Annotated in this window: 20 protein-coding genes; 6 read left to right on the plus strand and 14 right to left on the minus strand. The window is 65.6% G+C overall.

Annotation, left to right across the window (positions count from 1 at the left end):
- Positions 1-3 precede the first annotated feature (3 nt).
- Positions 4-780, plus strand: coding sequence for a cyclase family protein (locus C2U70_RS02710; RefSeq protein ID WP_140976318.1), 777 nt, complete (start codon positions 4-6; stop codon positions 778-780).
- A 41-nt stretch (positions 781-821) separates the two neighbouring features.
- On the opposite strand, the gene C2U70_RS02715 is transcribed toward C2U70_RS02710, so the two are convergent.
- A complete protein-coding gene (locus C2U70_RS02715; RefSeq protein ID WP_140976319.1) occupies positions 822-1592 on the minus strand; it encodes an MBL fold metallo-hydrolase in 771 nt (256 codons plus the stop codon).
- 12 nt (positions 1593-1604) lie between these two features.
- Entirely contained in the window at positions 1605-2522 is a 918-nt protein-coding gene (locus C2U70_RS02720; protein WP_140976320.1) for a DMT family transporter, read from the minus strand.
- Between the two features lie 95 nt (positions 2523-2617).
- Between C2U70_RS02720 and C2U70_RS02725 the strand changes: the two genes are divergently transcribed.
- On the plus strand, positions 2618-3481 hold the full coding sequence (locus tag C2U70_RS02725) for a LysR family transcriptional regulator (RefSeq protein WP_186294029.1): 864 nt from the start codon (positions 2618-2620) through the stop codon (positions 3479-3481).
- Here the strand turns inward: C2U70_RS02725 and pdeM are convergent.
- The 3 genes from pdeM to C2U70_RS02740 all read right to left on the minus strand — a co-directional run bounded on the left by pdeM (position 3478) and on the right by C2U70_RS02740 (position 8186).
- Positions 3478-4149, minus strand: a complete 672-nt coding sequence (gene pdeM, locus C2U70_RS02730; RefSeq protein ID WP_186294025.1) for a ligase-associated DNA damage response endonuclease PdeM — start codon at positions 4147-4149, stop codon at positions 3478-3480. The genes C2U70_RS02725 and pdeM overlap by 4 nt on opposite strands.
- Positions 4150-4205: 56 nt before the next feature.
- Positions 4206-6767, minus strand: coding sequence for a ligase-associated DNA damage response DEXH box helicase (locus C2U70_RS02735; RefSeq protein WP_140976323.1), 2562 nt, complete (start codon positions 6765-6767; stop codon positions 4206-4208).
- Positions 6768-7013: 246 nt separating this feature from the next.
- Positions 7014-8186: an ABC transporter substrate-binding protein gene (locus tag C2U70_RS02740; RefSeq protein ID WP_140976324.1), complete on the minus strand. Its 1173-nt coding sequence runs from the start codon at positions 8184-8186 to the stop codon at positions 7014-7016.
- Between the two features lie 301 nt (positions 8187-8487).
- On the opposite strand from C2U70_RS02740, the gene C2U70_RS02745 reads away from it, so the two are divergent.
- Both C2U70_RS02745 and C2U70_RS02750 read left to right on the plus strand, forming a co-directional pair.
- Complete coding sequence (locus C2U70_RS02745; RefSeq protein WP_140976325.1) at positions 8488-9753, plus strand: NAD(P)/FAD-dependent oxidoreductase; 1266 nt, start codon at positions 8488-8490, stop codon at positions 9751-9753.
- A gap of 229 nt (positions 9754-9982) precedes the next feature.
- Positions 9983-10780 carry an SPFH domain-containing protein gene (locus C2U70_RS02750; protein WP_246666646.1) on the plus strand — a complete coding sequence of 266 codons (798 nt, stop codon included), beginning with the start codon at positions 9983-9985 and terminating at the stop codon, positions 10778-10780.
- 162 nt (positions 10781-10942) lie between these two features.
- Here the strand turns inward: C2U70_RS02750 and C2U70_RS02755 are convergent, their stop codons facing one another.
- Both C2U70_RS02755 and C2U70_RS02760 read right to left on the minus strand, forming a co-directional pair.
- Positions 10943-12625 carry a tannase/feruloyl esterase family alpha/beta hydrolase gene (locus C2U70_RS02755; RefSeq protein ID WP_246666647.1) on the minus strand — a complete coding sequence of 561 codons (1683 nt, stop codon included), beginning with the start codon at positions 12623-12625 and terminating at the stop codon, positions 10943-10945.
- Between the two features lie 211 nt (positions 12626-12836).
- Positions 12837-14693, minus strand: coding sequence for a feruloyl-CoA synthase (locus tag C2U70_RS02760; protein WP_140976327.1), 1857 nt, complete (start codon positions 14691-14693; stop codon positions 12837-12839).
- 155 nt (positions 14694-14848) lie between these two features.
- Between C2U70_RS02760 and C2U70_RS02765 the strand changes: the two genes are divergently transcribed.
- Complete coding sequence (locus C2U70_RS02765) at positions 14849-15358, plus strand: MarR family winged helix-turn-helix transcriptional regulator (RefSeq protein ID WP_186294026.1); 510 nt, start codon at positions 14849-14851, stop codon at positions 15356-15358.
- Positions 15359-15555: 197 nt separating this feature from the next.
- On the plus strand, positions 15556-17364 hold the full coding sequence (gene atzF / locus C2U70_RS02770) for an allophanate hydrolase (RefSeq protein ID WP_140976329.1): 1809 nt from the start codon (positions 15556-15558) through the stop codon (positions 17362-17364).
- 119 nt (positions 17365-17483) lie between these two features.
- On the opposite strand, the gene C2U70_RS02775 is transcribed toward atzF, so the two are convergent.
- The 7 genes from C2U70_RS02775 to C2U70_RS02805 all read right to left on the minus strand — a co-directional run bounded on the left by C2U70_RS02775 (position 17484) and on the right by C2U70_RS02805 (position 24051).
- Positions 17484-18206: a GntR family transcriptional regulator gene (locus tag C2U70_RS02775; RefSeq protein WP_186294027.1), complete on the minus strand. Its 723-nt coding sequence runs from the start codon at positions 18204-18206 to the stop codon at positions 17484-17486.
- Between the two features lie 4 nt (positions 18207-18210).
- Positions 18211-18603, minus strand: a complete 393-nt coding sequence (gene hpxZ, locus C2U70_RS02780; protein WP_140976331.1) for an oxalurate catabolism protein HpxZ — start codon at positions 18601-18603, stop codon at positions 18211-18213.
- Between the two features lies 1 nt (position 18604).
- A complete protein-coding gene (locus C2U70_RS02785; RefSeq protein WP_140976332.1) occupies positions 18605-19999 on the minus strand; it encodes an AtzE family amidohydrolase in 1395 nt (464 codons plus the stop codon).
- Between the two features lie 7 nt (positions 20000-20006).
- Positions 20007-20186: a DUF4089 domain-containing protein gene (locus tag C2U70_RS02790; RefSeq protein ID WP_186294028.1), complete on the minus strand. Its 180-nt coding sequence runs from the start codon at positions 20184-20186 to the stop codon at positions 20007-20009.
- A gap of 18 nt (positions 20187-20204) precedes the next feature.
- Positions 20205-21935: an ABC transporter ATP-binding protein gene (locus C2U70_RS02795; RefSeq protein ID WP_140976334.1), complete on the minus strand. Its 1731-nt coding sequence runs from the start codon at positions 21933-21935 to the stop codon at positions 20205-20207.
- Between the two features lie 199 nt (positions 21936-22134).
- Complete coding sequence (locus C2U70_RS02800; RefSeq protein ID WP_140976335.1) at positions 22135-23034, minus strand: ABC transporter permease; 900 nt, start codon at positions 23032-23034, stop codon at positions 22135-22137.
- 3 nt (positions 23035-23037) lie between these two features.
- Positions 23038-24051, minus strand: coding sequence for an ABC transporter permease (locus C2U70_RS02805; protein WP_140976336.1), 1014 nt, complete (start codon positions 24049-24051; stop codon positions 23038-23040).
- Between the last annotated feature and the right edge of the window lie 5 nt (positions 24052-24056).

A 24056-nucleotide genomic window follows, 5' to 3' on the forward strand; every position in this document is an offset into this window, starting at 1 on the left:
GCCATGGCGCGAAAGCTGATCGACATCTCCGTTCCCCTGCAAAACGACGTGCCCGCCGATCCGCCGGGGGCCCATCCGACGATCCAGTACATCGATCATCAGCAAGGCCTGCCGCGCATGCTGCAGTTCTTCGACGGGTTGAAGGCTGCGGATCTGCCGGACGGACAAGGCTGGGCCGTCGAGCAGGTCTCGCTGTCGACCCACAACGGAACCCATCTCGACGCACCCTGGCACTTTCATCCCACGATGAACCGTGGCGAGCGCGCCTGGACCATCGACGAGGTGCCGCTGGAGTGGTGCTTCCAGCCCGGCGTGAAGCTCGATTTCCGCCACCTTCCCGACGGCTACGTCGCCACTGCCGCAGATGTCGAGGCCGAGCTCAAGCGCATCGGTCATGAGTTGAGGCCGCTCGACATCGTCGTCGTCAACACCAGCGCCGGCGCCAAATATGGTCGGCAGGACTACGTCACCTCAGGCTGCGGCATGGGCTATGAGGCGACCATGTACCTGCTCGAGCGCGGCGTGCGGCTGACCGGCATCGACGGCTGGAGCTGGGACGCGCCGTTCGTCTACACCGCGAAGAAATATGCCGAGACCAAGGACGCCAGCCTGATCTGGGAGGGCCACAAGGCTGGCCGTCATATCGGCTATTGTCACCTCGAAAAGCTGCACAATCTCGAACTGCTGCCGTCGACAGGCTTCACGGTGTCGTGCTTCCCGGTCAAGATCGAACGCGCCTCGGCAGGGTGGACGCGAGCGGTCGCGATCCTCGAGGGCTAGACCAGACGACCGTTCGCTCGCAAAGAGGGGCGTGGCAACAGCTACGCCTCGATCACCGTCGGTACGCCGGGCTCGAGCAGCCGCAATCGCGGACCGAAGCCGAGGACGTCAAAGGTCTTGCGCAGATCCTCGCTGCTTTGGCGAAAGTGCTTCCAGCCTTCGGTATGCACGGGCACGATCATGGCGTCGGGAAAGGCGCGCGCGGTCTCGATGGTGTCGTTGGTGTCCATGGTGACGTGGAACGGCCCGCGCGTCTGCGCGGCGCCGGCGAAGGGCAGCACCACGCCGCATTTGAAGCGGCGCGCGACTTCGGCGACGCCGTCGAACCAGGTGGTGTCGCCGCTGATATAGACCGGGCGCGTGTCCTTGTTGCTGGAGGAGACGACGAAGCCGATGACGTCACCGGCGAGCGGCTCGATGCCGGCCGGGCCGTGACGCGCGGGCGTCGCCGTGATCGTCAGTCTTGCACCGTCGCGATTACGGATCTCGGTCGTATCCCAGGGCGCGAAACCTTCGACATGGCCGCCCAGCCGTTTGGCGCCGATTTGCGTCGTCAGCACGCGCTTCACTTTCGTGAGCAGCTCGCGGCCGGAATTGTCGAGATTGTCGGAATGCTGGTCGTGGCTGAGCAGGACGGCATCGACCGGGCCGATGGCATCGGCCTTGAGCGCGGGGCCGATGGTCTTCTCCAGCGTCACATGCGGCAGTTGATAGGCGCCCGGCGCGTCGAAGGTGGGATCGGTGAGCAGGCGAAAACCGTCGATCTCGATGAGCGCGGTCGGACCGCCGATCAGCGTGATGGATATGGACATGATGGACTCCGGTTACGAAGCGGGGTTTGAGGCTGCGGGGCGCGTCACGAGATAAATGCCGAGCGCGACGGGAATGATTCCGAGCAGGTCGCGCGCCTCGATGTGCTCGCCGAGCACGAGGAAGGCGAACAGCATGCCGAGCGGCGGCATCAGGAAGTGATAGCTGCTGGCCACAGTGGCGCCGCACACTTTCAGGAGATGGAACCAGAGCAGAGAGGCGAGGATCGAGCCGCCGAGCACCAGGAAGGCGAAGGCACCTAACAGGCCTGATGTGAACTGGATCGCGTGAACGTCGGCAAAGGTCAGCGCAACAGGCGTCAGCACGATGCCGGCGGCGAGATTCTGGATGCCGTTGCCGAGCCACAGCGAGCCCTTCGGCGCGAACAGCTTGAACAAAATTGTGCCGGCGACGATCGAGGCGAGCGATGCCAACGTGAACACGATGCCGTGAAAGCTGTCCGTACCAACCGACAGGCGATGCCAGACGATGAAGGTGACGCCGACGACGCCCAGCAAAAGACCGCCCGCCTTGCGCCAGGTCATGCCTTCGCCAAGGAACAGAGCCGCGAGCGCCGCCGTGAACACGGGATTGGCCGACACGATCAATCCGCCGAGGCCGGCGGAGACCGATTGCAGGCCGGTGTAGCCGAGCCCCAGATAGAGCGCGTTGTTGGCAATGCCGAGCACCGCGAACATCGCGGCGTCGCGCCAGGACATCGACCAGCCGCCGCGCTGGAACGCGGAGATGCCGAGGATCAAAATGCCGGCGAGCGAGAAGCGCGCGGCGAGCAGGATCAGCGGCGGGCAATGGGTGACGCCGATCTTGCCGGCGACGAAGGCGTAGCTCCAGAGCAGGCAGAACACGCCGATGTAGAGCGGCAGCGGGTTGAATCGGGTGCGGGGGACGGCAATCGAAGGCGCAAGCGACATGGGCATTCTCCTGACCCTCGATCTAGGAGCGCACCTTGCCATTTGGAAATTAAATGATTAACTTGCCTGCAGTGGAAATTCGAATGGAGCCCGCCATGCTCGATCTGGAGCTTTTGCGCAGCTTCGTCTCGGTGGTCGATGCCGGCGGCTTCACCCGCGCCGGTGAGCGCGTCCATCGCACCCAGTCGACCGTCAGCCAGCAGATCAAGCGGCTGGAAGAGGATGTCGGCCAAATGCTGCTGCACCGTGACGGCAAGGACGTGCGCCCGACCGAAGCCGGCGAGCGGCTGCTGTCTTACGCACGGCGGCTGCTGTCGCTCGCCGAAGAAGCGCGCGACGTGCTGCAGCAGCCGGGCAACGAGGGCGCGGTCAGGCTCGGCATTCCCGAGGACTTTGCCGCCTACCGTCTCGCAAAATTGCTCGGCGCGTTCTCGCGCTCGCATCCCGGCCTGCGGCTCGACGTGCGCGCCGACCAGAGCAAGCATCTCAAGCGCGATCTCGAACGCGGCGAGCTCGACCTTGCGCTGTTCAAGCGTGCGGCCGGCGAAGGTGGTGCGATCGCGGTGTGGCCCGAGCGCGTGCACTGGGTCACCAGCAAAAGCCACCCGATCCAGGCCAACGTGACATCCGTGCCGCTGATCGGCTTTCCGCTCGGCTGCCTCTACCGCGCCGGCGCCATCCATGCGCTGGAGAGCGCGGGCCGCCCCTGGCACATGGCCTATACGTCGTCGAGCCTCTCGGGCATCCAGGCCGCGGTCGCCGCCGGCATGGGCTTGAGCATCTTGTCGGAAATGGCGATTCAGGCCGATCACCGCGTGCTGACGGCAAAGGACGGGTTTGCGCCGATCAACAAGACGGAAGTGGCGCTGATGGCCGCGCCGGGTGCGAGCCCGGCGACGCTGCGGCTCGCGGATAAGCTTGCGGAATTTTGCGACAATTTGCAGGCGAAGGCGGCTTAGGAACACCGCGATGCGGCGATGGCGTGGACGCGGCGGTCGCCGAGCAGGTGTGCTGTGAAATGGCGCGCACCGAAAATTTTGGCGAAGGCGGCGTCGCGGATGCTGAGGCCGCCGGTATAGGCGCCGAAGGCGGGCATGATCGCGCGCATCCCGTCGGAGGCAAAGCAGCGCCGCTCCATCGAGCGGCCGCGCGCGGAAACGCGGGCCTTTGGATGCAGATGGCCGGCGATCTCGCCGGCAGCGCCGGTCGGCTCATGACGGAACGTGATCGGGCCGACGATGACCTCGTCGGCAATGGTGCCGCCGAGATCGCGCGGCAGCGCGGGATCGTGATTGCCTGAAATCCAGATCCAGTCGCGGCCGGACTGAAGCGCTGTGACCGCATCGCGATCGTCGTCGGAAAGGCGCTCATGCGCGGTGCGATCGTGAAAGCTGTCGCCGAGCGCGATGACCGTGCGCGGATCGTGCCGCGCGATCACGGCGGCAAGGCGGCTCAGCGTGGCAACGGTGTCGAATGGCGGCAGCAGCACGCCGCGCGTCGCAAAACTCGAGCCCTTTTCCAGATGCAGGTCGGAGACGACGAGCAGGCGCTCCTCTTCCCAGAACAGCGTGCCGGAAAGATCGGCGGCGAACGTCACGCCTGATACGGTGACCCTGGACACGCGCATGTCGTCATCGTCCCCCGAAACCAATGCGCCTGCCGTCACGTCTTAAATCCCGCAGTTTATCCCATCGCCTCCCGCACGAGCTCCTCGGCGGCTTCCGCCAACAGCTCGTCGGATGCTTCGCCATAAACTGACTCGCGGCCGATTTCCAGCAGGGCGGGCACGGCGAGCGGGGAGACGCGGTCGAGTTCCCTGTGGGTGATACGGCCCTGGATGCGGGCGAGCATGTCGCCGAGCCGGCGGAGGTCGAGCAGGCCGGTGGCGGCATCGGCGCGCGCGGCGCGCAGCAGCACGTGATCGGCCTGGTGTTTTCGCAGGACGTCGTAGACCAGATCGGTCGAGAACAGCACCTGTCGCCTGCTCTTCTCCTCGCCGGTGAAGCGGCGTTCGATCAGGCCAGAGATGATGGCGCAATTGCGGAAGGTGCGTTTCATCAGCGCCGACTCCGCGAGCCAGGCTTCGAGATCGTCGCCCAGCATGTCCGGGCTGAAGAGAGCATCGAGATCGAGCTGTCCGTTGCGGATCATGAAGGAGGCATCGCCCAGCCCCCAGATCGCGACAGAATATTCGTTGGCGACAAAGCCGAGCGGCCGGGCGCGGGCGCGCTCCAGCCGGCGCGTCAGGAGCATGCCGAGCGTCTGGTGCGCGAGCCGGCCTTCGAAGGGATAGCAGATGAGATAGTGCTTGTTGCCGCGTGGAAAGGTCTCGACCAGCAGCTCGCGCACGCCGGGCACGTGCGAGACGTCCTTCTGCAAACGCAGCCAGTCGCGCACCTGCTCGGGCAGGCCGCGCCAGGCGCGCCCGTCGTCGAGCAGCTTTCGCACGCGCTCCGCAAGATAGGTCGAGAGCGGAAATTTGCCACCCATATAGGACGGCACTTTTGGATCCTTGTCATGCGCGCGCGAGACATAGACCTGGTCCTCGGCCAGCGCCTCGTAGCGCACGACCTCGCCGCCGAACACAAAGGTGTCGCCGGGACTGAGGCCTTCGATAAAGACCTCCTCGATCTCGCCGAGTACGCGGCCGCCACGGGCGATTGCGCCTGTCGAGCCCGAGCCGGTCGAGCGCGAGCGCACCAGCCGCACCTTCAGCATCGTCTCCTCGACGATGGTCCCGACATTGAGGCGGTAGCTCTGCCGCACGCGGGGATTGGCGACGCGCCAGCGGCCCTGCTTGTCCTGCTTGATACGTGCGAAGCGCTCATAGGTCTTCAGCGCATAGCCGCCGGTGGCGACGAAATCGACGACATCGTCAAAGTCGTTGCGCGCAAGGTTTGCGTAAGGCGCTGCGGTCCGCACCTCCTTGTAGAGCTCGTCGGAGAGAAACGGCTCGCCGCAGGCACATCCCAGCACATGCTGCGCCAGCACGTCGAGCGCGCCTAGGCGCAAGGGCGGCGTGTCCTGCGCATTCTCGGCGATGGCATCGATCGCGACACGGCATTCCAGCACCTCGAAGCGATTGGCGGGCACCAGCACCGCGCGCGAGGCTTCGTCAAAGCGGTGATTGGCGCGGCCGATCCGCTGCATCAGCCGCGACGAGCCCTTGGGCGCGCCGATATTGATGACGAGATCGACATCGCCCCAGTCGACGCCGAGATCGAGCGAGGAGGTGCAGACTACGCCGCGCAGGCGTCCCGCCGCCATCGCGTCCTCGACCTTGCGGCGCTGCGCGACGTCGAGAGAGCCGTGATGCAGCGCGATCGCAAGGCCATCGTCGTTCATGCGCCAGAGGTCCTGGAACAGCATCTCGGCCTGGCTGCGGGTGTTGACGAAGACCAGCGTGGTCTTGTTCTGCTTGATCAGCTCGTAGACTTCGGGAAGGGCGTGACGCGCGGAGTGGCCGGACCACGGCAGGCGCTCGCGCGTATCGAGCATCTCGACGACGGGCGGGGCAGCACCTCCGGCGGTGACGATGTCGGCCGACTGCGCCCGGCCGTCCGGTTGCGGCATCAGGAAGCGTGCCAGCGATTCCGGCTCGGCAACGGTCGCCGACAATCCGATGGCGCGCATCTGCGGCGCCAGCCGCCACAGGCGCGCAAGGCCGAGCGACAGGAGATCACCGCGCTTGGAGGTGACGAGCGCATGCAGCTCGTCGAGCACGATGCGCCTGAGCGAGGAGAACAGGAACGGTCCGTCGTCGGACGACAGCAGCAGCGCGAGCTGCTCCGGCGTGGTCAGCAACACGTCGGGTGGATAGCGGCGCTGGCGCTGGCGGCGCGACACTGGCGTGTCGCCTGTGCGGGTCTCGACCTTGATCGGCAGGCCCATCTCGGCGATGGGCCGCTCGAGATTGCGCGCGATGTCGACGGCGAGCGCCTTCAGCGGCGAGATGTAGAGCGTGTGCAGGCCGCCCGCGCGCTGCACGGCGCGGCCGGTGGAAACGACGTTGCTCTTGTCACTTCGGGGGGACGAGAGCTCCACCAGCGTCGGCAAGAATCCCGCCAGCGTCTTGCCGGCGCCGGTCGGCGCGATCAGCAATGCGGAGCGATCCTCGCGCGCCTTCTCCAGCAGCGCGATCTGATGTTCGCGCGGCGACCAGCCGCGGCCCGCGAACCAGCGCAGGAAGCGGTCGGGCAGCAGCGCGGCCGGCTCGGCCGATAATGTGAGGATGCGGGGCGGCACGGCTTAAGAGGTAAGGCGTGCGCAGGGCTTCGTCGAGGGGCACCCTTCACCTCGCCCCGCTTGCGGGGAGAGCATAGGCCGCCTTCGGCGGCCGTTTTCAAGAACGCCGAAGCGAAAGCTTCGGCTATGCGCGAAGCGATCGGGTGAGGGGGACTCTCCGCGAGTCCAACTCTCACCGTGATTGCGGAAGCAGCCCCTCACCCCAACCCTCTCCCCGTAAGAACGGGGAGAGGGGGAGGAAGAAGATCACTTCATCGGGCACTTGTCGTGGAAGCGGTCCTGGTCGTCCTTGACGATGGTGGCGACGGTCTTCAGCGCGAGCTGGCCTTCGGCATCCTTGACCACGTCCTGGAGATAGAAGTTCTGGATCGGGATGTGGTTGTTGCCGAACTTGAACGCGCCGCGCACGGATTTGAAGGTCGCCTTTTCCATCGCGGCCTTCATCTCGTCCTTCTTGCTGGTATCGCCATTGACGGCGACGACCGCGCTGTTGATGAGCTGGGCCGCGTCATAGGACTGCGCGCCGTAGAAGCTCGGGCGCAGGCCGGTGTACTTCTTGCGATAGTCGGCGACGTAGCGCTTGTTCTCCTCGTTCGGCAGGTCGTTGACCCATTGCTGCGCGCCGGGAACGCCGAGGGCATTCTCCTTCTGGAGCGGCAGCGAGAGCTCATCGATGGTGAAGGCGGTGTAGAGCGGAATCTGCTGCTTGATGCCGGCCTGGCTGTACTGATTGAGGAACTGCACGCCGGCAGCGCCCGGATAGAACACGAAGATCGCTTCCGCCTTGGAGTTGCGCGCCTTGGAGAGTTCGGCGGAGAAGTCGAGCTGGCTCGGCCACACCGTGTATTCCTCGCCGATCACCTCGCCCTTGAAGGTGCTCTTCACGCCGGCCAGCATATCCTTGCCCGCGGCATAGTTGGGGCCGATCAGGAACACGCTCTTGATGCCCTTCTGGTTCATGTAGAGGCCCATCGCCTGCGGCGTCTGATCGTTCTGCCAGGAGGTCGAGAACACGTAGGGCGAACACAATTCGCCGGCGAGCTGCGACGGGCCCGCGTTGGCAACGACCATCATCGTCTTCGCATCGATCACCGGCTTCAATGAGGCGAGCAGCACGTTGGACCAGATGTAGCCGGCGATGAAATCGACCTTGTCGGACTGGATCAGTTTTTCGGTCTTCTGCTTGCCGACGTCAGGCTTCTGCTGGTCGTCCTCGTAGATTACCTCGACCGGCTTGCCGCCCATCTTGCGGCCGAGATGGTCGAGCGCGAGCTCGAACGAGTTGCGCATGTCGTTGCCGATCACGGCGGTCGGGCCGCTGAAGGTCGAGACGAAACCGATCTTGATGGTGTCGCCGGCGAAAGCCGGGCTTGCCAGCGCGAGCGCAGCCGCGCCCGCCAGCCAGAATGCTGTCCTCATAACCACTCCCCTCCTCATTATCGTTCCCTGAAGATGGGCGATCGCCCCCTCCGGATACCTGTTTAGGGCGCGAAATCGTGTGAGCCGTCAATGGCTCGGCGCCGATCCCTGCACCATAATTCGTATGAATCGTTAATGGCAAGAACTATAGTTCTACTTCCTTGGGTGAGGACTGCGGCGCTTTTTCGCGCCCTCATCAATACGCGACGCCTATCCGTCAATTGATGACGGCTATTGGACCGCGGGCCCCGGTCCGCACTTAAATGCGGACGAGACCCCTCACGCGAATCGAGGCCGCTCCATGACTGGGAATCCACACCGCGTCGTCATCGTCGGGGCCGGCTTTGGCGGGCTGGAGACGACCTATCGGCTGGCCGGCAGCGGCGTCGCGATCACGCTGATCGACCGCCGCAACCACCATTTGTTTCAGCCGCTGCTCTACCAGGTCGCGACCGCCTCGCTCGCGACCAGCGATATCGCCTGGCCGGTACGCCATCTCATGCGCGACCGCCCTGAGGTCACGACGCTGTTTGCGACCGCCAGCGGCGTCGATAGCGCGCGCAAGAGCGTGCAACTCGAGGACGGCAGCGAGGTGCCCTACGACACGCTGGTGCTCGCGACCGGCGCGCGCCACGCCTATTTCGGTCATGACGAGTGGGAGCAATGGGCGCCGGGATTGAAGACGCTGGAGGACGCCACCACGCTGCGGCGTCACATCCTTGTCGCCTTCGAGCGCGCCGAGCGCGAGACCGACCCGGCACGGCGCGCGGCACGGCTCACCTTTGTCATCGTCGGCGCAGGTCCGACCGGCGTGGAGCTCGCCGGCACCATCGCGGAGATGGCGCACCACACGCTGCCCGGCGATTTCCGCAACATCGACACGCGCAAGGCGCGCGTCATCCTGATCGAGGCCGGCCCGCGCGTGCTCGCGGGCTTTGCCGACGATCTCTCGGCTTACGCGCTCGCGTCGCTGGAAAAGATCGGCGTCGAGGTCGTGCTGGGACAGGCCGTCACCGAGATCGACCGCGAGGGCGTGGTGTATGGCGGCGTGAGGCTGAATGCGAAGACAAAAATCTGGGCCGCCGGCGTGCGCGCCTCGCCCGCCGCGGAATGGCTGGGCGCGCCGGCCGACCGCGCCGGGCGCGTGCAGGTCGCCGACGATCTCACGATCCCCGGCCATCCCGAGATCTTTGCGATCGGCGACACCGTCTCGATCAACGCCTGGGAGGGCAAGCCGGTGCCGGGCATCGCGCCGGCGGCGAAGCAGCAGGGCCGTCACGTCGCCGATACGATCAAGGCGCGCTTACGCGGCGCGAGCGCCGGCCCGTTCCGCTACAAGCACGCCGGAAGTCTTGCGCAGATCGGCAAGCGGCTCGCCGTAATCGATTTCGGCAAATTCAAGCTGCGCGGCACCATCGCGTGGTGGATCTGGGGCATCGCGCACATCTACTTCCTGATCGGCCTGCGGCATCGCATGGCGGTGGCGCTGAGCTGGCTCTGGATCTACGTCCGCGATCAGCGTGCGGCGCGGCTGATCACGCAGGGCAGCAGCAAGGTGGTGGGGTAGGCTCTCCCCTCCCCGTCATTGCGAGCGCAGCGAAGCAATCCAGAATCTCTATGCGGAAGCAGTCTGGATTGCTTCGCTGCGCTCGCAATGACGATGGGACGCAAAGCTTAACGCCGTGAGCGTCAAGTAGTTAACGCCAAAAAATATCGCCTCGCGGCACCTCGCCGACGTCCTTGAAAGCATCTCTCCCCATCACTTAATCCGCCGCGCATTGCAACAGGAGGCATCCATGTTCGTCATGGAATTTGTCGCCGAACATCCTTATGTCACCATCATCGTCGTTGCGGTGGTCGCGTATGTGCTCGGCAGCATTCGCGTCGCCAATCAGTATGAACGCAGCGTCGTGTTCCGGCTGGGCAAGTTCAACCGCACTGCTGGCCCCGGCCTTTATCTCGTCTGGTCCTTCATCGAATGGCAGACCAAGATTGACCTGCGCACCATCACGGCCAATGTCGAGCAGCAGGAGAGCATCACGCGGGACAACGTGCCGATCAAGGTCGATGCCGTGGTCTGGTATCACATCGTCGACCCCGAGCTCGCCGTGATCGAGGTCAAGGCCGTCTCGAACGCGGTCGAGCAGGTCTCGCTGACGACGTTGCGCACCGTGCTCGGTCAGCATACGCTGGACGAGATCTTGAAGGCGCAGGACACCATTGCCGACATCATGCAGAAGGCGATCGACGCGACCACCAAGCCGTGGGGCGTCCAGGTCGAGCTGGTGCAGATGAAGAGCGTGGAGATCCCGCCCAGCATGCAACGTGCGCTGGCCCAGGAAGCGGAAGCCTTGCGCGAGAAGCGCGCCCGCCTGATCAAGGCCGAGGCCGAGCTCGACGCCGCCGAGCAGCTTCGTCAGGCCGCCGAAGTGATCATGCAGAACCCCGCCGGCCTGGAGCTGCGCCGCATGCAGATGATCACCGAGGTCGGCGCCGAGCAGAACACCATGACCCTGGTGATGATGCCGAGCGAGTTCGTGTCGATGGCACGCGGGATCGCGGATGCTGCGAAGGCAGTGGTGGCGAAGGGGTGAGGGTCTCGTGTCCCGGACGCGGTGCGGCATCCGGGCGATGCGAAGCATCGTCCCGTATGACGCGCCGCAGAGCCGGGACCCAGAGACGTGGGCCCCGGCTCTGCATCGCACCGCTACGCGCTGCGCTGCGTCCGGGGCACGAATTTGAGTGGCTTCGCCGCCTTACGGCGCCTTGCAGACGAAGTTCGCGGCGTCCTCGCTGTCGCCCTGTCCGGAATAGGCGGCGTAGGCCGGGTACGGACACAGCGGCCGCGTGCGGTTCGGGCTCCACGTGGCCGGGACTTCCTTGTTCGCCGGATTGGCTGACACGATGATGCGCTCGGGCGCCTTGCCGTTCTCCACCCAGTCGGTCAGCGCGGTGAGCGCATCGAACTTGTCGAGCGCGACGCCGCCGCCGCAATGCGTTTCGCCGGGGATGGTGAAGAGGCGCGCGAGACCGCCGGCGCGTCCTTGCAGGTTCTTGTCCAGCCGGCCGTACCAGCGAATGCTGTCGTTCACGGAGAAGACCGGGTCGGCCTGACCGTGATAGATCAGCATCTTGCCGCCGGACTTCTGCAACCCTGCGAGCTTGGGATCGTCGACGTCGGGCGGGGTCATGAAGTCCATCGCCGACTCCGTGAATGTGCCGTCCTTGGCAAAAATCTTTGGCGCGTCCTTGTCGAAATCATACGCCTTGAGGGCATCGATCAGCTTGTCGCTGCTGCCCTCCACCGCAACCGGCGGTGTCGAGAAGATGTAGTTCAGCGACGCCGCGCCCATGGTGGCGATGATCGGATAATTGTTCCAGGGCGCGACCGGGCTCTCGACCTTCCAGGCGCGCCAGTTGCCGGTGCCGATGCCGCCATCGAGCGGCCAGTCGGAATAGAGCGCCTCGCCCTTCGAATTCTTCGGGCCGGCGAGGCTCGTCTTCAGCGCCTCCACCTTGGCTTCAGGAAGACAGGCATTGGTCTGACCGGGCGCGCAGGTGAGGCTCTTGAGGTCGAACGCCTTCTGGCACGCCGCGAGATTCGCGGTCAGGCCGTCCTTGACACCGTCGAGCGCATCGCAGGCCTCGGTGATACGCGAAGCGACGAGCTGCGCGTCCTCCCTGGTGATCGATTTGCGCAGATCGGGATCGGCCTTGAGAAACGCCTGCACGTCCCAGGCATGCTGGATCGCGGCGCGCGGCAGGTCGAAGCCGGGATTGCCGACGAGGAAGCCGTCATAATTCTCGGGCATGCGCGAAGCCGCAACCATCGCGTGGCGTCCGCCATTCGAGCAGCCGGCCATGTAGGAACGATTGGGCGCGCGGCCGTAATGCAGGGCGATGATCGACTTGCCGACCGGCGACAACGTCATGTCGGCCGCGTAGCCGTAATCACGCCGCGCCTGCGGATCGAGGCCGAAGGCCGCTCCGGCGGTCAGGCCGAGCGACTTGTTCGCGGGATCGGAACCGGAATGTCCGCTGTCGGACGACAGCACGGCAAAGCCGCGCGCCAGCGGCACCGTTCCGCCCGAGGCAAAGCCGTCGGGCTTGTCCCCCAGCGCAGGCACGACGACGCCGTCATTGCCGCCATTCACCTGGTGCAGGAAGCGGCCGTTCCACTCGGCCGGCAAGCGGATCTCGAACTGGATGGCATAGGATTTTCCATCCGCGCCGGTGCGCTGGTTGGCGACACCCGTCACGATGCAATGTTTGGGCAGGCCGTTGGCGGCGTCCTGCGTCTTCGATCCCGTGATCTCAACGCCGGCGATGGCGAGCGAGGCCGATGTGACCGCCGAGCAGGCCTCGCCTTCGGCACGGACCAAGGCCGTCGATCCCAAGAGGGCAGCCAGCGTGACTGCCAATACCAATCCAAACCTCACGGCGGCCTCCGTTATTTGATTATATTTTATAACTATTACACACACTCTCCATTTTGGCAAGTCGCAGGTCCTCGTGTCCCGGACGCGGCGCAGCGCCCTTAGCGATGCGACGCAGAGCCGGGACCCAGACGCTTGGGCCCCGGCTCGGCAGCGCATCACTACGTGACGCGCTGCGTCCGGGGCGGGAGATTGTCATGTGAAAAACGTCAGATCAGCCGATGCCGATCCACTCGCCTGACGCATCATCGTTCAACCTGGCCACTGCATCCGCGCGGCGCGTCAGCACGGCGCGCTGGTTGATGTAGCCCTTGTCGGTGATCTCACCGCCATCGACCGAAGGCGGCTCGGCGAGCAGCAATGCGCGCGTGGCGTGGCCGGAAGAATTGCTGCTTTGCAGCTTCAGCTTCGCTAGCCCTTCCGCGATCGCGCTCCTCACCTTGTCGTGGCCCATGACCTCGCTCACTGCTGCGTTTTCGCCGAGACCGGCATGGGCGCGGCAGGCCGGAATGTTGGGGATCACCAGGAAGCGCACCTCGTCGCCGCCGTGACCGGCGACGACGATATCCTGCGCCAGCGGCGCCAGTGCCGCGATGCCTGCGACGCGCAGCGTGCCGACGCTGACCCAGGTGCCGGAGTTGAGCTTAAAATCCTCGGCGACGCGGCCGTCGAAGAACAGACCGCGCTCGGGGCGCTCGGCGTCGGCGAACTTCACGGCGTCGCCGATCAGGTAAAAACCCTCTTCGTCAAAGGCCTGCTTCGTCAGCTCCGGCGCCTTCCAATAGCCCGGCGTGACATTGGGGCCGCGGACGCGCACCTCCAGCTTGTCGCCTGACGTCACGAGCTTCAATTCGGTGCCGGGAATGGGCACACCGATATTGCCGGACCGCTCGGCCTGGAAATGGCAGTCGGTTGCGAGCGGCGATGTCTCCGTCGAGCCCCAGGCCGACACCATCGGCAGCGCACGGCCGACGGTCTTGACCGAGAGCTCCTCGAGCGCATCCCACAGATTTTGCGGCAGCGCTGCGCCAGCATAGAAGGCGAATTTGACCTCGCTGAAGAAGCGGCGGCGCAGCTCCTCATCGCCGCGCAGTGCCGCGATCAGCATGTCAAAACCGCGGGGAACGTTGAAATAGACCGTCGGCATCACGCTCCTGAGATTCGCAAGCGAGGTCGAAAACAGGCCGGGCGCGGGCTTGCCGCCGTCGATGTAGAGCGAGCCGCCGTTGCGCAGCACGAGGTTGAAATTATGGTTGGCGCCAAACGTATGGCTCCAGGGCAGCCAGTCCAGGATCACGAGATCGTCGCTCGTCCGCTCCAGGAAGGTCCAGGTCTGCGCTTTGGCCTGCTGGCTCGATGTCAGCATGCGCTGGGTGTTGACCACGGCCTTCGGCGTGCCGGTCGATCCCGAGGTGAACAGGAATTTTGCGATCGTATCCGGCGTCACCGTGGCGAAAGCCTTTGCGACGTCGGGAGATTCCGCCGTCGCGGTGATGGCGCTGAAGGCCAGCGCGTCCGGGTCGGCCGCGTTGCCGCTGACGATGACGGCCGAGTGCAGCGGCTTGATCGCGGCGAGCGCCGCCGCGAAAGGTTTCGTCGCGGTGACGTAGATCGCGCCGGGCTCGAGCAGCGCGACCATGCTCTTCAACTTGTCAAAATCTCGAGACATCAGCGAATAGGCCGGCGAGATCGCGGCCGAGGGCACGCCGACATGCTGGGCGGCGAGTGCAAACAGGGCGTGGTCGACGCTGTTGTCGGAGAGGATGACGAGCGGACGCTGGGCGCTGAGGCCTTGCGCCAGGATCCAGGACGCGGCGGAGCGTACCTGCTTCAGCGCTTGCGCGTAGGTGACGGTGGTCCAGGGCGCGTCGATGCCGGCACGCTCGGCGAGAAAAACCTTGTTCGGCGACTGCCGCGCAAAATGCTCCAGCCAGTCGCCGATGCAGCGCGCTCCGTCGCGCAAGGGCTCGGCCGAACGCAGCACGATGCTGCCGTCGGCGCGATGCTCGGCGACGGTCCTGGGCGGTGCGAACAGGCTGGATGCGTCACCGCGGGAAGCGGTCGTGGTCATCGGTTTCCTCCTGGCCCGCCCGGGGCGGGATCGGCCGCAGCCTCGTTCCGGGCTGCCTTGGCCATAATGTTGAGTACAGCAATTGTTGTCGTCAACAACAATCTTTCCCTGCGCGCCGTCAGGAGCTACAAGGACGACGACGCCGGAGAGAAAGAGTGACAGCCAGCGCACCCCAAAGGGAAACGCCGACAAGTCCGGCTCGCAAGCGGGCACACAGCGGCAAGGCGCGTCGCAACGACGCGCACGAGATCGGCCTCGACGCGCTGGTCGGCCATGCCGGCTACGCCGTGCGGCGCTTCCAGATCTGGATTTTCCAGGATTTCGTCAAAACGCTCGCGTCCGTCGACATCAAGCCCACGCAATATTCGGTGATGACCGTGATCGGCGCCAATCCGGGCCTGACCCAGATGGCGGTGGCGAACCGGCTTGGCATCGAGCGGGCGCGGTTGGTGCACCTGCTCGACAGCCTGGAACGTAGAAAACTCGTCAAACGCGTCAAATCAAAATCCGATCGCCGCTCCCATGCGCTGCACCTGACCGCGCCGGGCGAGACCGCGCTGGCAAAGTTCAAGCGGCTCGCGGCCGAGCACGAGCGGCATGTCGAGGACAAGATCGGCAAGGGAAACCGGGAAAAGCTGCTCGAAATTCTTGGCGGCTTCACCTGATCGGCTTCCTGCTCAAACTTTAAGCAGATGCCCGCCTGAGAGCGCTACCCCTGCACCGCCGCCGCTTGTCGCATCCCGGCGTAAGCGTATGATCTGACGATGATATCCGGAGCGGAGGATCTGCCCGGAATATGTACACAATGGCACATCGCTTGCTTCACGGCAGGTGAAGATGTGTCGCCGGAGTTTTTGACGCTATGGGGGCCGAGCAGCCTGAGACGGTAGCCGCGATTGTCGCCGCGCATCGCGCCGGCACGAGCACGCCGGCCGAGACGATCGCGCGCACCTATCAGCGCATCCGCGACGCCAACGATCCCGCCATCTTCATCAGCCTGCGCGATGAGAAGGACGCGATCGCGGAAGCCGAGAAGCTCGCCGCCCGGAAAGACGCCGCCGAGCTGCCGCTCTACGGCGTGCCGGTTGCGGTGAAGGACAATATCGACGCGCTGGGATTTCCGACCACGGCCGCCTGCCCGGCCTTTTCCTACACGCCGGCCCATGATTCGACTGCCGTCGCACGGCTGCGCGCCGCCGGCGCCATCATCATCGGCAAGACCAATCTCGACCAGTTTGCGACCGGCCTCGTCGGCGTGCGCTCGCCTTATGGCATTCCCAAAAATTCGATCCGCGAGGATCTCATTCCGGGCGGATCGAGCTCGGGCTCGGCTGTGGCGGTCGGCGCGGGCATCGTGCCGCTGTCGCTCGGCACCGACACGGCTGGCTCAGGCCGCGTGCCGGCGATGCTCAACAACATCGTGGGCCTGAAGCCGAGCCTCGGCATGATCTCGACCGCCGGCCTGGTGCCGGCGTGCCGTACGCTCGACTGCATCTCCGTCTTCGCGCTGACGGTCGACGATGCCGCGCTTGCGCTTTCGGTGATGGCGGGGCCGGATCAGGCCGATCCGTTCTCGCGCGACCGGCCGCTTGGTGCGCTCACGCCGTTCCCCGCGAAGATACGCCTGGGCGTGCCGCGCAACGGGCAACTGATCTTCTTCGGCGACAAGAAATCGGAAGCCGCCTATGCCGAGGCGCTGAAGCGGTGGACGTCGCTCGGCGCAGAGCTGGTCGAGTTCGACCTCGAGCCGTTCTACGAGACCGCGCGGCTGCTCTATGAGGGGCCGTGGGTGGCGGAGCGCTATCTCGTGATCCGCAATCTGCTGGCGTCCGCGCCCGACTCGATTCACGCGGTGACGCGCGAGATCACGGCAGCCGGCGCGCGGTTGACGGCGGCTGACACTTTTTCCGCGCTGTACCGGCTGCAAGGGCTGCGAAAGATCGCCGAGCGCACCTTTGCCAATATCGACGCGCTGGTGCTGCCGACGGCGCCGACGGTCTATTCGACCGCGCAGGTGCTCGCCAATCCGATCGAGCTCAACAGCCGGCTCGGCACCTACACCAACTTCGTCAACCTGCTCGACCTCTGCGGCCTCGCCATCCCGGCGGCGATGCGTGGTGACGGCGTCCCGTTCGGCGTCACGCTGCTCGCGCCCGCCGGCCGCGATGCGATGCTGGCGAGCATCGGGCGCGTGTTCCATGCTGATACAAAGCTGCCGGTCGGCGCGAAGGGCACCGCGCAGCCGCCGCTAGCGTCATTGCCGGCGAATGCTGCCGACGAGATTCCAATTGCGGTGGTCGGCGCGCATCTGTCGGGCATGGTGCTGAACCACGAACTGAAGTCGCTGAACGCTGGGCTCGTCGAGGCAACGAAGACCGCCTCCGACTACAAGCTCTATGCGCTGCAGACGACGCCGCCAAAACCAGGCCTGCTGCGCGTCGAAGCCGGCCAGGGTTCAGCGATCGAGCTGGAGATCTGGTCGCTGTCGGCATCAGCCTTCGGCAAGTTCGTCAACGCGATTCCCTCGCCGATGGCGATCGGCACGATCAGATTGGCCGATGGCCGCAGCGTGAAGGGCTTTCTCGTCGAGCCGGAAGCGCTCGGCGGCGCACGCGATATCACGGAATACGGCGGCTGGCGGAAGTATATGGCGGAGAAGGCGACGGCGTAGGTTTCGTAGGGTGGGCAAAGCGAAGCGCGCCCACCAGTGCTGCCGAGGGAAAAGTGGTGGGCACGGCGCTCCGCGCTTTTGCCCACCCTACGGTCGCGAGTTTGTGGCGGCCGTATCTTCTACACCGACACTGCGTAAATCTCATACTCCCCGCGCACGAGCTCGATATGCGCGCGCATCGCGGCGGCGGCGCCCAGCTTGTCGCCGCGCATGATGGCGACGACGACGCGGTCGTGCTCGGCCTGCGATTTGGCGAGACGGCCGAGGTTGCGGAACTGGGCGCGGCGGAACGGCTGCACGCGGACGCGGGTGGCGAGCGTAATCTCGGCGATATAGCCGTTCTGCGATCCCGCATAGATCGCGTTGTGAAAGCGCTCGTTGACCTCATGGAAGCGTTCGGGGTTGCCGGTGTAACTCAGCACCCGCAGCTCCTCGTGGATGGCTTCGAGGCCGTGGCGCTCCGCCGCCGACATGCGCTCGGCGGCAAGGCCTGCGCACAGCGCTTCGAGCTCCGCCATCGCCTCGAACATGCTCTTGAGCCGCTCGATCGAGGGCTGCGCCACGACGGCGCCACGATGGGCGCGCGATTCGACGAGGCCGCTCGCGACCAGCTGGCGCAAGGCTTCGCGCACCGGCGTGCGCGAAACGCTGAAGCGGCGCGCGATGTCGGTTTCGTCGAGGGCAGCACCCGGCGGCAGCGTGCCGCGCACGATCTCGTCGGCGAGCTGCAGGCGCAGCTCCTCGGCGCGCGTGACCTTCTGCAAGCTCGGCACCGCACGATCGACGCGCGGAACCACCGGCTCGGCCGGCAGCGTTCCAGGCGGAAAATCGTCGAGCGTCATGCCGTCATGTCTCTCTGGGTTCGTCGATGATGCTGACATGGGCCGCGACGACGCGCCAGCCCTCGGGGAAGCGGACCCAGGTCTGCATTTGCCGGCCGACGCGGCCAGGCATGGTGTCGCGATAGAACAGTGTGGAGGCAACTGCAGTGTCGCGCCCGTAAGCCGTGATGACGGTCTTCGCGGTGCGGCGGTTCAGCCCGACCGGCGAACGTCCGGCGCGAAAGCCGGAGATCGCCGCGTAGCCGTAGAGATTCTCGCCGATGCCGTAGCGCAGCGTGCGCGGATCATTGCGGAAGAGCTCACCGAGCACCGCGACGTCATTCGTGACCAGCGCCTGCTCATAGCGCTCGAACGCGGCTTTGACTTCCGCGATCACGTCGGGGAGATCGATCTCCATCTCAAAATCCTCTCGGCGCGGGTGCCGATACGACGCCCGTCTTTTCCAGTGCGTGCGCAACGCGCAGAGCGATGTCCTCGCGCCAGGGAGCGGCGATGATCTGCACGCCGATCGGCATCGGCTCGAGCGGCACCGGCACGGCGACGACGGGCAGGCCGATGAACGAGATCGGCTGGGTGTGGATGCCGATATTGGCCCGCACCGGCAATTCGACGCCGTCGAGAGTGAACGTGACCTGGCCGATTTTTGGCGCGACGCAGGGCGTTGCAGGCGCGATCAGCACGTCGACGGATTTGAAGATCTCGGCGAGCTGCGCGCGATACCAGCGGCGGAATTTTTGCGCGCGGTCGACCAGCGGTGCGGGCACCATGGCGCCCGCGATCAACCGGTCGCGCACGGCGGGATCGAAATCGTTGGGACGTTTGCGCAGGCGATCGAGATGCAGCGAGGCGCCCTCGGTGGTGGTGATGACGTAGGCCGCCGCGCGGGCGCGCGCGGCCTCGGGAATGTCGATGACCTGCGTCGTGCCGAGCGCCTGGGCGACGCGGGAAACGGCTTCGACCGCCTCGGGAAAAACGTTCTTCTGAAAGTAGCCGCCGGCGATGGCGACGCGCAAGCCGGAGATCGACCCTGATAGTAGCGAGGTCACGGGTTCGACGCCGCTGACGCTGCAGGCGCCGTCGTCCGCGTCCGGCCCCTGCATCGCATCATAGGCGAGCGCGAGATCGGTGACGGAGCGGGCGAGCGGGCCGAGATGGTCGAGGCTCGCCACGAACGGAAAGGATCGTGCCCGCGACAAGCGGCCATAGGTCGGCTTCAGGCCAAAGATGCCGCAGAAGGACGACGGCACGCGGATCGAGCCGTTGGTGTCCGAGCCGAGCGCGATCGGCACCAGTGCGCCGCCGACCGAGCCGCCGGACCCACCGGAGGAGCCACCGGTCATCCGCGTGGTGTCGTGCGGATTGCGCGAGTTGCCGTCATGGACGTTCTCACCGGTGAAGTCGTAGGCGTATTCGCCCATGTTGAGCGCGCCGACCAGCACGGCGCCGGCCGCTTCCATCCGCTCGATCAGCGTGGCGTCGCGCTTGGCAGGCGCGCGATCGCGATTGATCTTCGAGCCGGCCCGCGTGGCGAGCCCCGCGACGTCGAAGAGGTTCTTCACCGCAAAGGGTACGCCGGCGAGCGGGCCGACGGTCTTGCCCGCGGCGATGTCGGCATCGATGGCGCGCGCCTTGGCGCGGGCGCGATCGGCGGTGACGTCGGTGAAGGAGTTGAGGACCTTGTCGTGCTGCGCGATGCGGGCGAGCGACGCTTCGACTGCGTCGAGGGCGGATAGCTTGCCGCCCGCCACCGCCTTGGCGATCTCGGCCGCCGTCGTTTCTGGCTTCATCGTCATGATCGCGTCACGCCGTGAAGATCGGCGCCGGCTCGGCCTCGTCCGGCAGCGCGAAATCATCGACGAGGCGGGCGAGGCGCAGCGAAACCTCGAGATTGGCGCGCACGGCGGGCCGCCAGGCATCCTCGACCGGCAGCGCCAGCGCCTTCGATACGGCGTCGATGTAGTCGTCCAGGGGGTCGGCCATCATTCTCTCGAGCTGATCTCAGTGCGCCGGCAACGGCGGATGCGGGATCGCCGTCAACAGCTCCTTGGTGTAGTCGTCCTGCGGATCGCTGAGGACCTGTTCGGAAGAGCCTTCCTCGACGATTCGCCCGGTGCGCATCACAATGACACGATCGCACAGCAAGCGCACCACATTCAAATCATGCGAGACAAACAGATAACTCATACCGAGCCGCGCCTTGAGGTCCTGCAGCAGGTTCAGCACCACGGCCTGCACCGACACGTCGAGCGCCGCCGTCGGCTCGTCCAGAATGACGAGCTTTGGATGCAGCGCAATCGCGCGCGCGATGCCGACGCGGGCCTTCTGTCCGCCTGACAATTGGTGCGGAAAGCGATCGAGCAGGTTGAGCGGCAGCCCGACCATGGTCGCGAGCTCCTCGCAGCGCGCCCGCAACGCGTCGCGCCCCCTGATGTCGCCGAGTTGCATGATCGGGTCGGCGATGGCGCGGGCCGCGGTGAAGCGCGGGTTGAGGCTGTCGGTAGGATCCTGGAACACCATCTGGATCCGGCTGCGCAGCGGCAGCCGTGCGAAGGCGTTCGGCATAATGCTGCCGATCTCCTCGCCGTCGAACTGGATGCGGCCCGAGGTCTGGTCCAAAAGCCGCATCACCATCATCGACGTCGTCGATTTCCCGCAGCCGGATTCGCCGACGAGGCCGACGCTCTCGCCATGACCGATCGTGAAGCTGATGCCGTCGACGGCACGGAACACATCCGGCTCGACCGGTGGCTTGCGGCCGAACAGCTTTCCGAGCACGGCGGTCGCGCCCTGGCGGGGATACTCCTTGACGAGCTTGTCGATGAGAAGAAGGGGTTTGTCTCCGCTTGCTGTAGCCGCCGGAGCGGACTCCCCGGGTGCGACCGTCGCAGCCGCCGCGCTCGCCTCTTCCTCCGGCAAAAGATCGCGCAAGCTCACGCCGATACGCGGCGTCGCGCGCATCAGCTTCTTGGTGTAGGGATGCTGGGGGTTGGCGAAGATGTCGGCAGCCTTGGCCGTCTCGACCACCCTGCCCTTCTCCATGACCACGACGCGGTCGCAATAGGCAGCGGCGAGGCCGAGGTCGTGCGTGATCAGGATCGTCGACATCGCCTTTTGCCTGGTCAGCTCCACGATCAGGTCCATCACCGCTTTCTGCGTGGTGACGTCGAGACCCGTGGTCGGCTCGTCCGCAATCAGTAGCTGCGGATTGCAGGCGAGCGCGAGCGCAATGACGACGCGCTGGCACATGCCGCCGGAGAGTTCGAACGGATAGGCGTGGTAGCGCTCGCGCGGGCGCGCGATCTTGACCTGCTCCAGCGCCTCGATCGCCTTCTCGCCGTGATCGGCGACCTGCGCCTGCTGCACATGGGTGCGCAGCACGTCCTCGATCTGGTCGCCCACTTTGCGGATCGGGTTCAGTGCCGCGCGCGGGTTCTGAAAGATCATCGAGACTTCGCGGCCGCGCAAATCGCGCATCTGGTCCTCGGTCGCGGCCTTGACGTCGATGCCGGAGAACATCACCGAGCCCTCGGCGATCCTGCCGGCACGATCGAGGATGCGCATCACCGCATAGGATGTCACCGATTTGCCAGAGCCGGACTCGCCGACAATGGCGAGCGTTTCGCCCTTGGCGACGGAGATGTTGACGTGCTGCACCGCTTTCACGATGCCGCGCCGTGTCGTGAATTCGACGGTGAGATCCTGAACGTCGAGCAGCGGCTGGGCGGTCATCACTGCCTCCGCGCGGGAAGTCTTCTCCCTCTCCCCGTTCTTACGGGGAGAGGGTTGGGGTGAGGGGCCTCTATCCGCGCAAACAATTGCCGGAGGAGTTCGCGGAGAGTCCCCCTCACCCGGTCCGCTAACGCGGCCCGGCCTCTCCCCGCACGCGGGGAGAGGCGAAGAACGGCACCAGCTTCAGGTAAGTCAATCATCACGTCCTCCGCTGAGGGTCGACGATGTCGCGCAGGCCGTCGCCGAGGAGGTTGAAGCAGAACACGGCGATCATCAGCGCGAGGCCCGGGAACAGCGCGATCCACCATTCGCCTGACACCATGAAGCCGGCGCCTTCGGCGACCATGATGCCCCACTCCGCCGTCGGCGGGCGGACACCGAGGCCGATGAAGGAGAGGCCGGCGGCATTGAGGATCGCATAGCCCATGGTCAGCGACATCTGCACGATCATGATCGGCATGATGTTCGGCAGGATGTGCACCAGAAGGATGCGGAACTCGCCATTGCCGGACAGACGCGCGGCCTGCACGAAGCCGGCGTTGCGGCGCACGTTGGCTTCGGCGCGCGCGACGCGGGCGTAGAGCGGAAAGTTCACGATGGCGGTGGCGAGGATGATGTTCTGCACGGTGTTGCCGAGCGCAGCCACGATGCCCATCGCCAGCACGAACAGCGGGAACGCCATGATGGTGTCGGCGATGCGGCCGACGATACGGTCGGTCCAGCCACCGAAATAGCCGGCGGCGATACCGGCGAGCCCGCCCATCAAGAACACCAGCACGACGGAGGCGATCGCGATGAAGAAATCGAGCCGGGTGGCGACGATAACGCGGCTAAAGATATCGCGGCCGAGCTGATCGGTGCCGAACCAGTGCGCCACTGATGGCGGTTTCAGGGCCGCGGCCGTGTCCGACGCCAGCGGGTCGTAGGGCACCACATAAGGGCCGAACAGCGCGGCGAACATGATCACGATCAGCAGGCCGAAAGCGAAGCCGGTGACCTTGTTCTCGCCCAGCACATAACGGGTCTGTTCGAGGACCGCGACAAGTCCCGAGGTACGCGCGGGACCGACGGGTTCAACGGCGGGTGCAACCGTGCTCATGATTTAGCCCTCCAGCCGCACGCGTGGATCGATCACGCCGTAGAGAATGTCGATGATCAGATTGAGCAGCACGTACATGACGGCCATGGTCAGCACAAAGCCCTGGACCGGCGCGAAGTCCGAGGAGATCAGCGCTTCGACCGCGTAAGAGCCGATGCCCGGCCAGGCGAACACTTTTTCGACCAGCACGTTGGCGCCGAGCAGGAAGGAGAACACCATGCTGAGCGTGGTGATGACCGGCAGCATCGCATTCCGAAACGCATAGGTGACGATGACGGTTGCCGGCGACAGGCCGCTGGCGCGCGCGGTGCGGACGAACTCGGAGGCGAGCACCGCCAGCATCGAGGCGCGTGTCATGCGCGCGATCGGCGCCAGCGAGAAGATCGCAAGCGTGGTGGCGGGCAGGATGAGCTGGCTGAACGCCGAGCGCCACGCCTCGAAATCGCGCGCGATCAAGGTGTCGATCAGATAGAAGCCGGTCACCGTCGGCGGTGCGCTGTAGAACACGTCGAGCCGGCCGAGCGGCGCGGGCGACCAGCCGAGCCGGAAGTAGAAGACATAGACCAGCACGAGGCCGGTGAAGAACACCGGCAGCGAGACGCCGGCGGTCGTCGTGACTCGACATAAATGATCGACCCATGACCCAGGCCGCGTTGCCGCCAGCACGCCGAGCGGAATGGCGATCACGATCGAGACGATCAGGCCGAGCAGCGTCAGCTCGGCGGAGGCCGGCAGGCGGTTGCGGATTTCGGTCGCGACGGGCTGTCCCGTCGTCAGCGAATTGCCGAAATCGCCATGCGCGAGATCGTTGGTGTAGCGGAAGAACTGCTCGATCAGCGGCCTGTCGAGGCCGAGCTTCTTGCGAATCTGCTCGACGGCTTCCTTGGTCGCGGCAGGACCTGCGAAATAGGCGGCGGGGTCACCCGGCAGCGCGCGCGTCAGCAGGAAGGTGACGATGACGACCCCGATCAGCGACGGGATCGCGAACATCAGTCGCTTGCCGATCATGGTGAGCATGACGG

The sequence above is a fragment of the Bradyrhizobium guangdongense genome (assembly GCF_006483445.1).
In the GTDB taxonomy this organism is placed as follows: domain Bacteria; phylum Pseudomonadota; class Alphaproteobacteria; order Rhizobiales; family Xanthobacteraceae; genus Bradyrhizobium; species Bradyrhizobium guangdongense_A.

Coding starts and splice junctions, on each gene's coding strand:
- C2U70_RS02800 (WP_140976335.1), bottom strand. CDS start 23,034: ATGAGCACGGTTGCACCCGCCGTTGAACCCGTCGGTCCCGCGCGTACC.
- C2U70_RS02725 (WP_186294029.1), top strand. CDS start 2,618: ATGCTCGATCTGGAGCTTTTGCGCAGCTTCGTCTCGGTGGTCGATGCC.
- C2U70_RS02710 (WP_140976318.1), top strand. CDS start 4: ATGGCGCGAAAGCTGATCGACATCTCCGTTCCCCTGCAAAACGACGTG.
- C2U70_RS02750 (WP_246666646.1), top strand. CDS start 9,983: ATGTTCGTCATGGAATTTGTCGCCGAACATCCTTATGTCACCATCATC.
- C2U70_RS02720 (WP_140976320.1), bottom strand. CDS start 2,522: ATGTCGCTTGCGCCTTCGATTGCCGTCCCCCGCACCCGATTCAACCCG.
- atzF (WP_140976329.1), top strand. CDS start 15,556: ATGGGGGCCGAGCAGCCTGAGACGGTAGCCGCGATTGTCGCCGCGCAT.
- hpxZ (WP_140976331.1), bottom strand. CDS start 18,603: ATGGAGATCGATCTCCCCGACGTGATCGCGGAAGTCAAAGCCGCGTTC.
- C2U70_RS02805 (WP_140976336.1), bottom strand. CDS start 24,051: ATGCTCACCATGATCGGCAAGCGACTGATGTTCGCGATCCCGTCGCTG.
- C2U70_RS02775 (WP_186294027.1), bottom strand. CDS start 18,206: ATGACGCTCGACGATTTTCCGCCTGGAACGCTGCCGGCCGAGCCGGTG.
- pdeM (WP_186294025.1), bottom strand. CDS start 4,149: ATGCGCGTGTCCAGGGTCACCGTATCAGGCGTGACGTTCGCCGCCGAT.
- C2U70_RS02790 (WP_186294028.1), bottom strand. CDS start 20,186: ATGGCCGACCCCCTGGACGACTACATCGACGCCGTATCGAAGGCGCTG.
- C2U70_RS02795 (WP_140976334.1), bottom strand. CDS start 21,935: ATGACCGCCCAGCCGCTGCTCGACGTTCAGGATCTCACCGTCGAATTC.
- C2U70_RS02740 (WP_140976324.1), bottom strand. CDS start 8,186: ATGAGGACAGCATTCTGGCTGGCGGGCGCGGCTGCGCTCGCGCTGGCA.
- C2U70_RS02785 (WP_140976332.1), bottom strand. CDS start 19,999: ATGACGATGAAGCCAGAAACGACGGCGGCCGAGATCGCCAAGGCGGTG.
- C2U70_RS02760 (WP_140976327.1), bottom strand. CDS start 14,693: ATGACCACGACCGCTTCCCGCGGTGACGCATCCAGCCTGTTCGCACCG.
- C2U70_RS02715 (WP_140976319.1), bottom strand. CDS start 1,592: ATGTCCATATCCATCACGCTGATCGGCGGTCCGACCGCGCTCATCGAG.
- C2U70_RS02745 (WP_140976325.1), top strand. CDS start 8,488: ATGACTGGGAATCCACACCGCGTCGTCATCGTCGGGGCCGGCTTTGGC.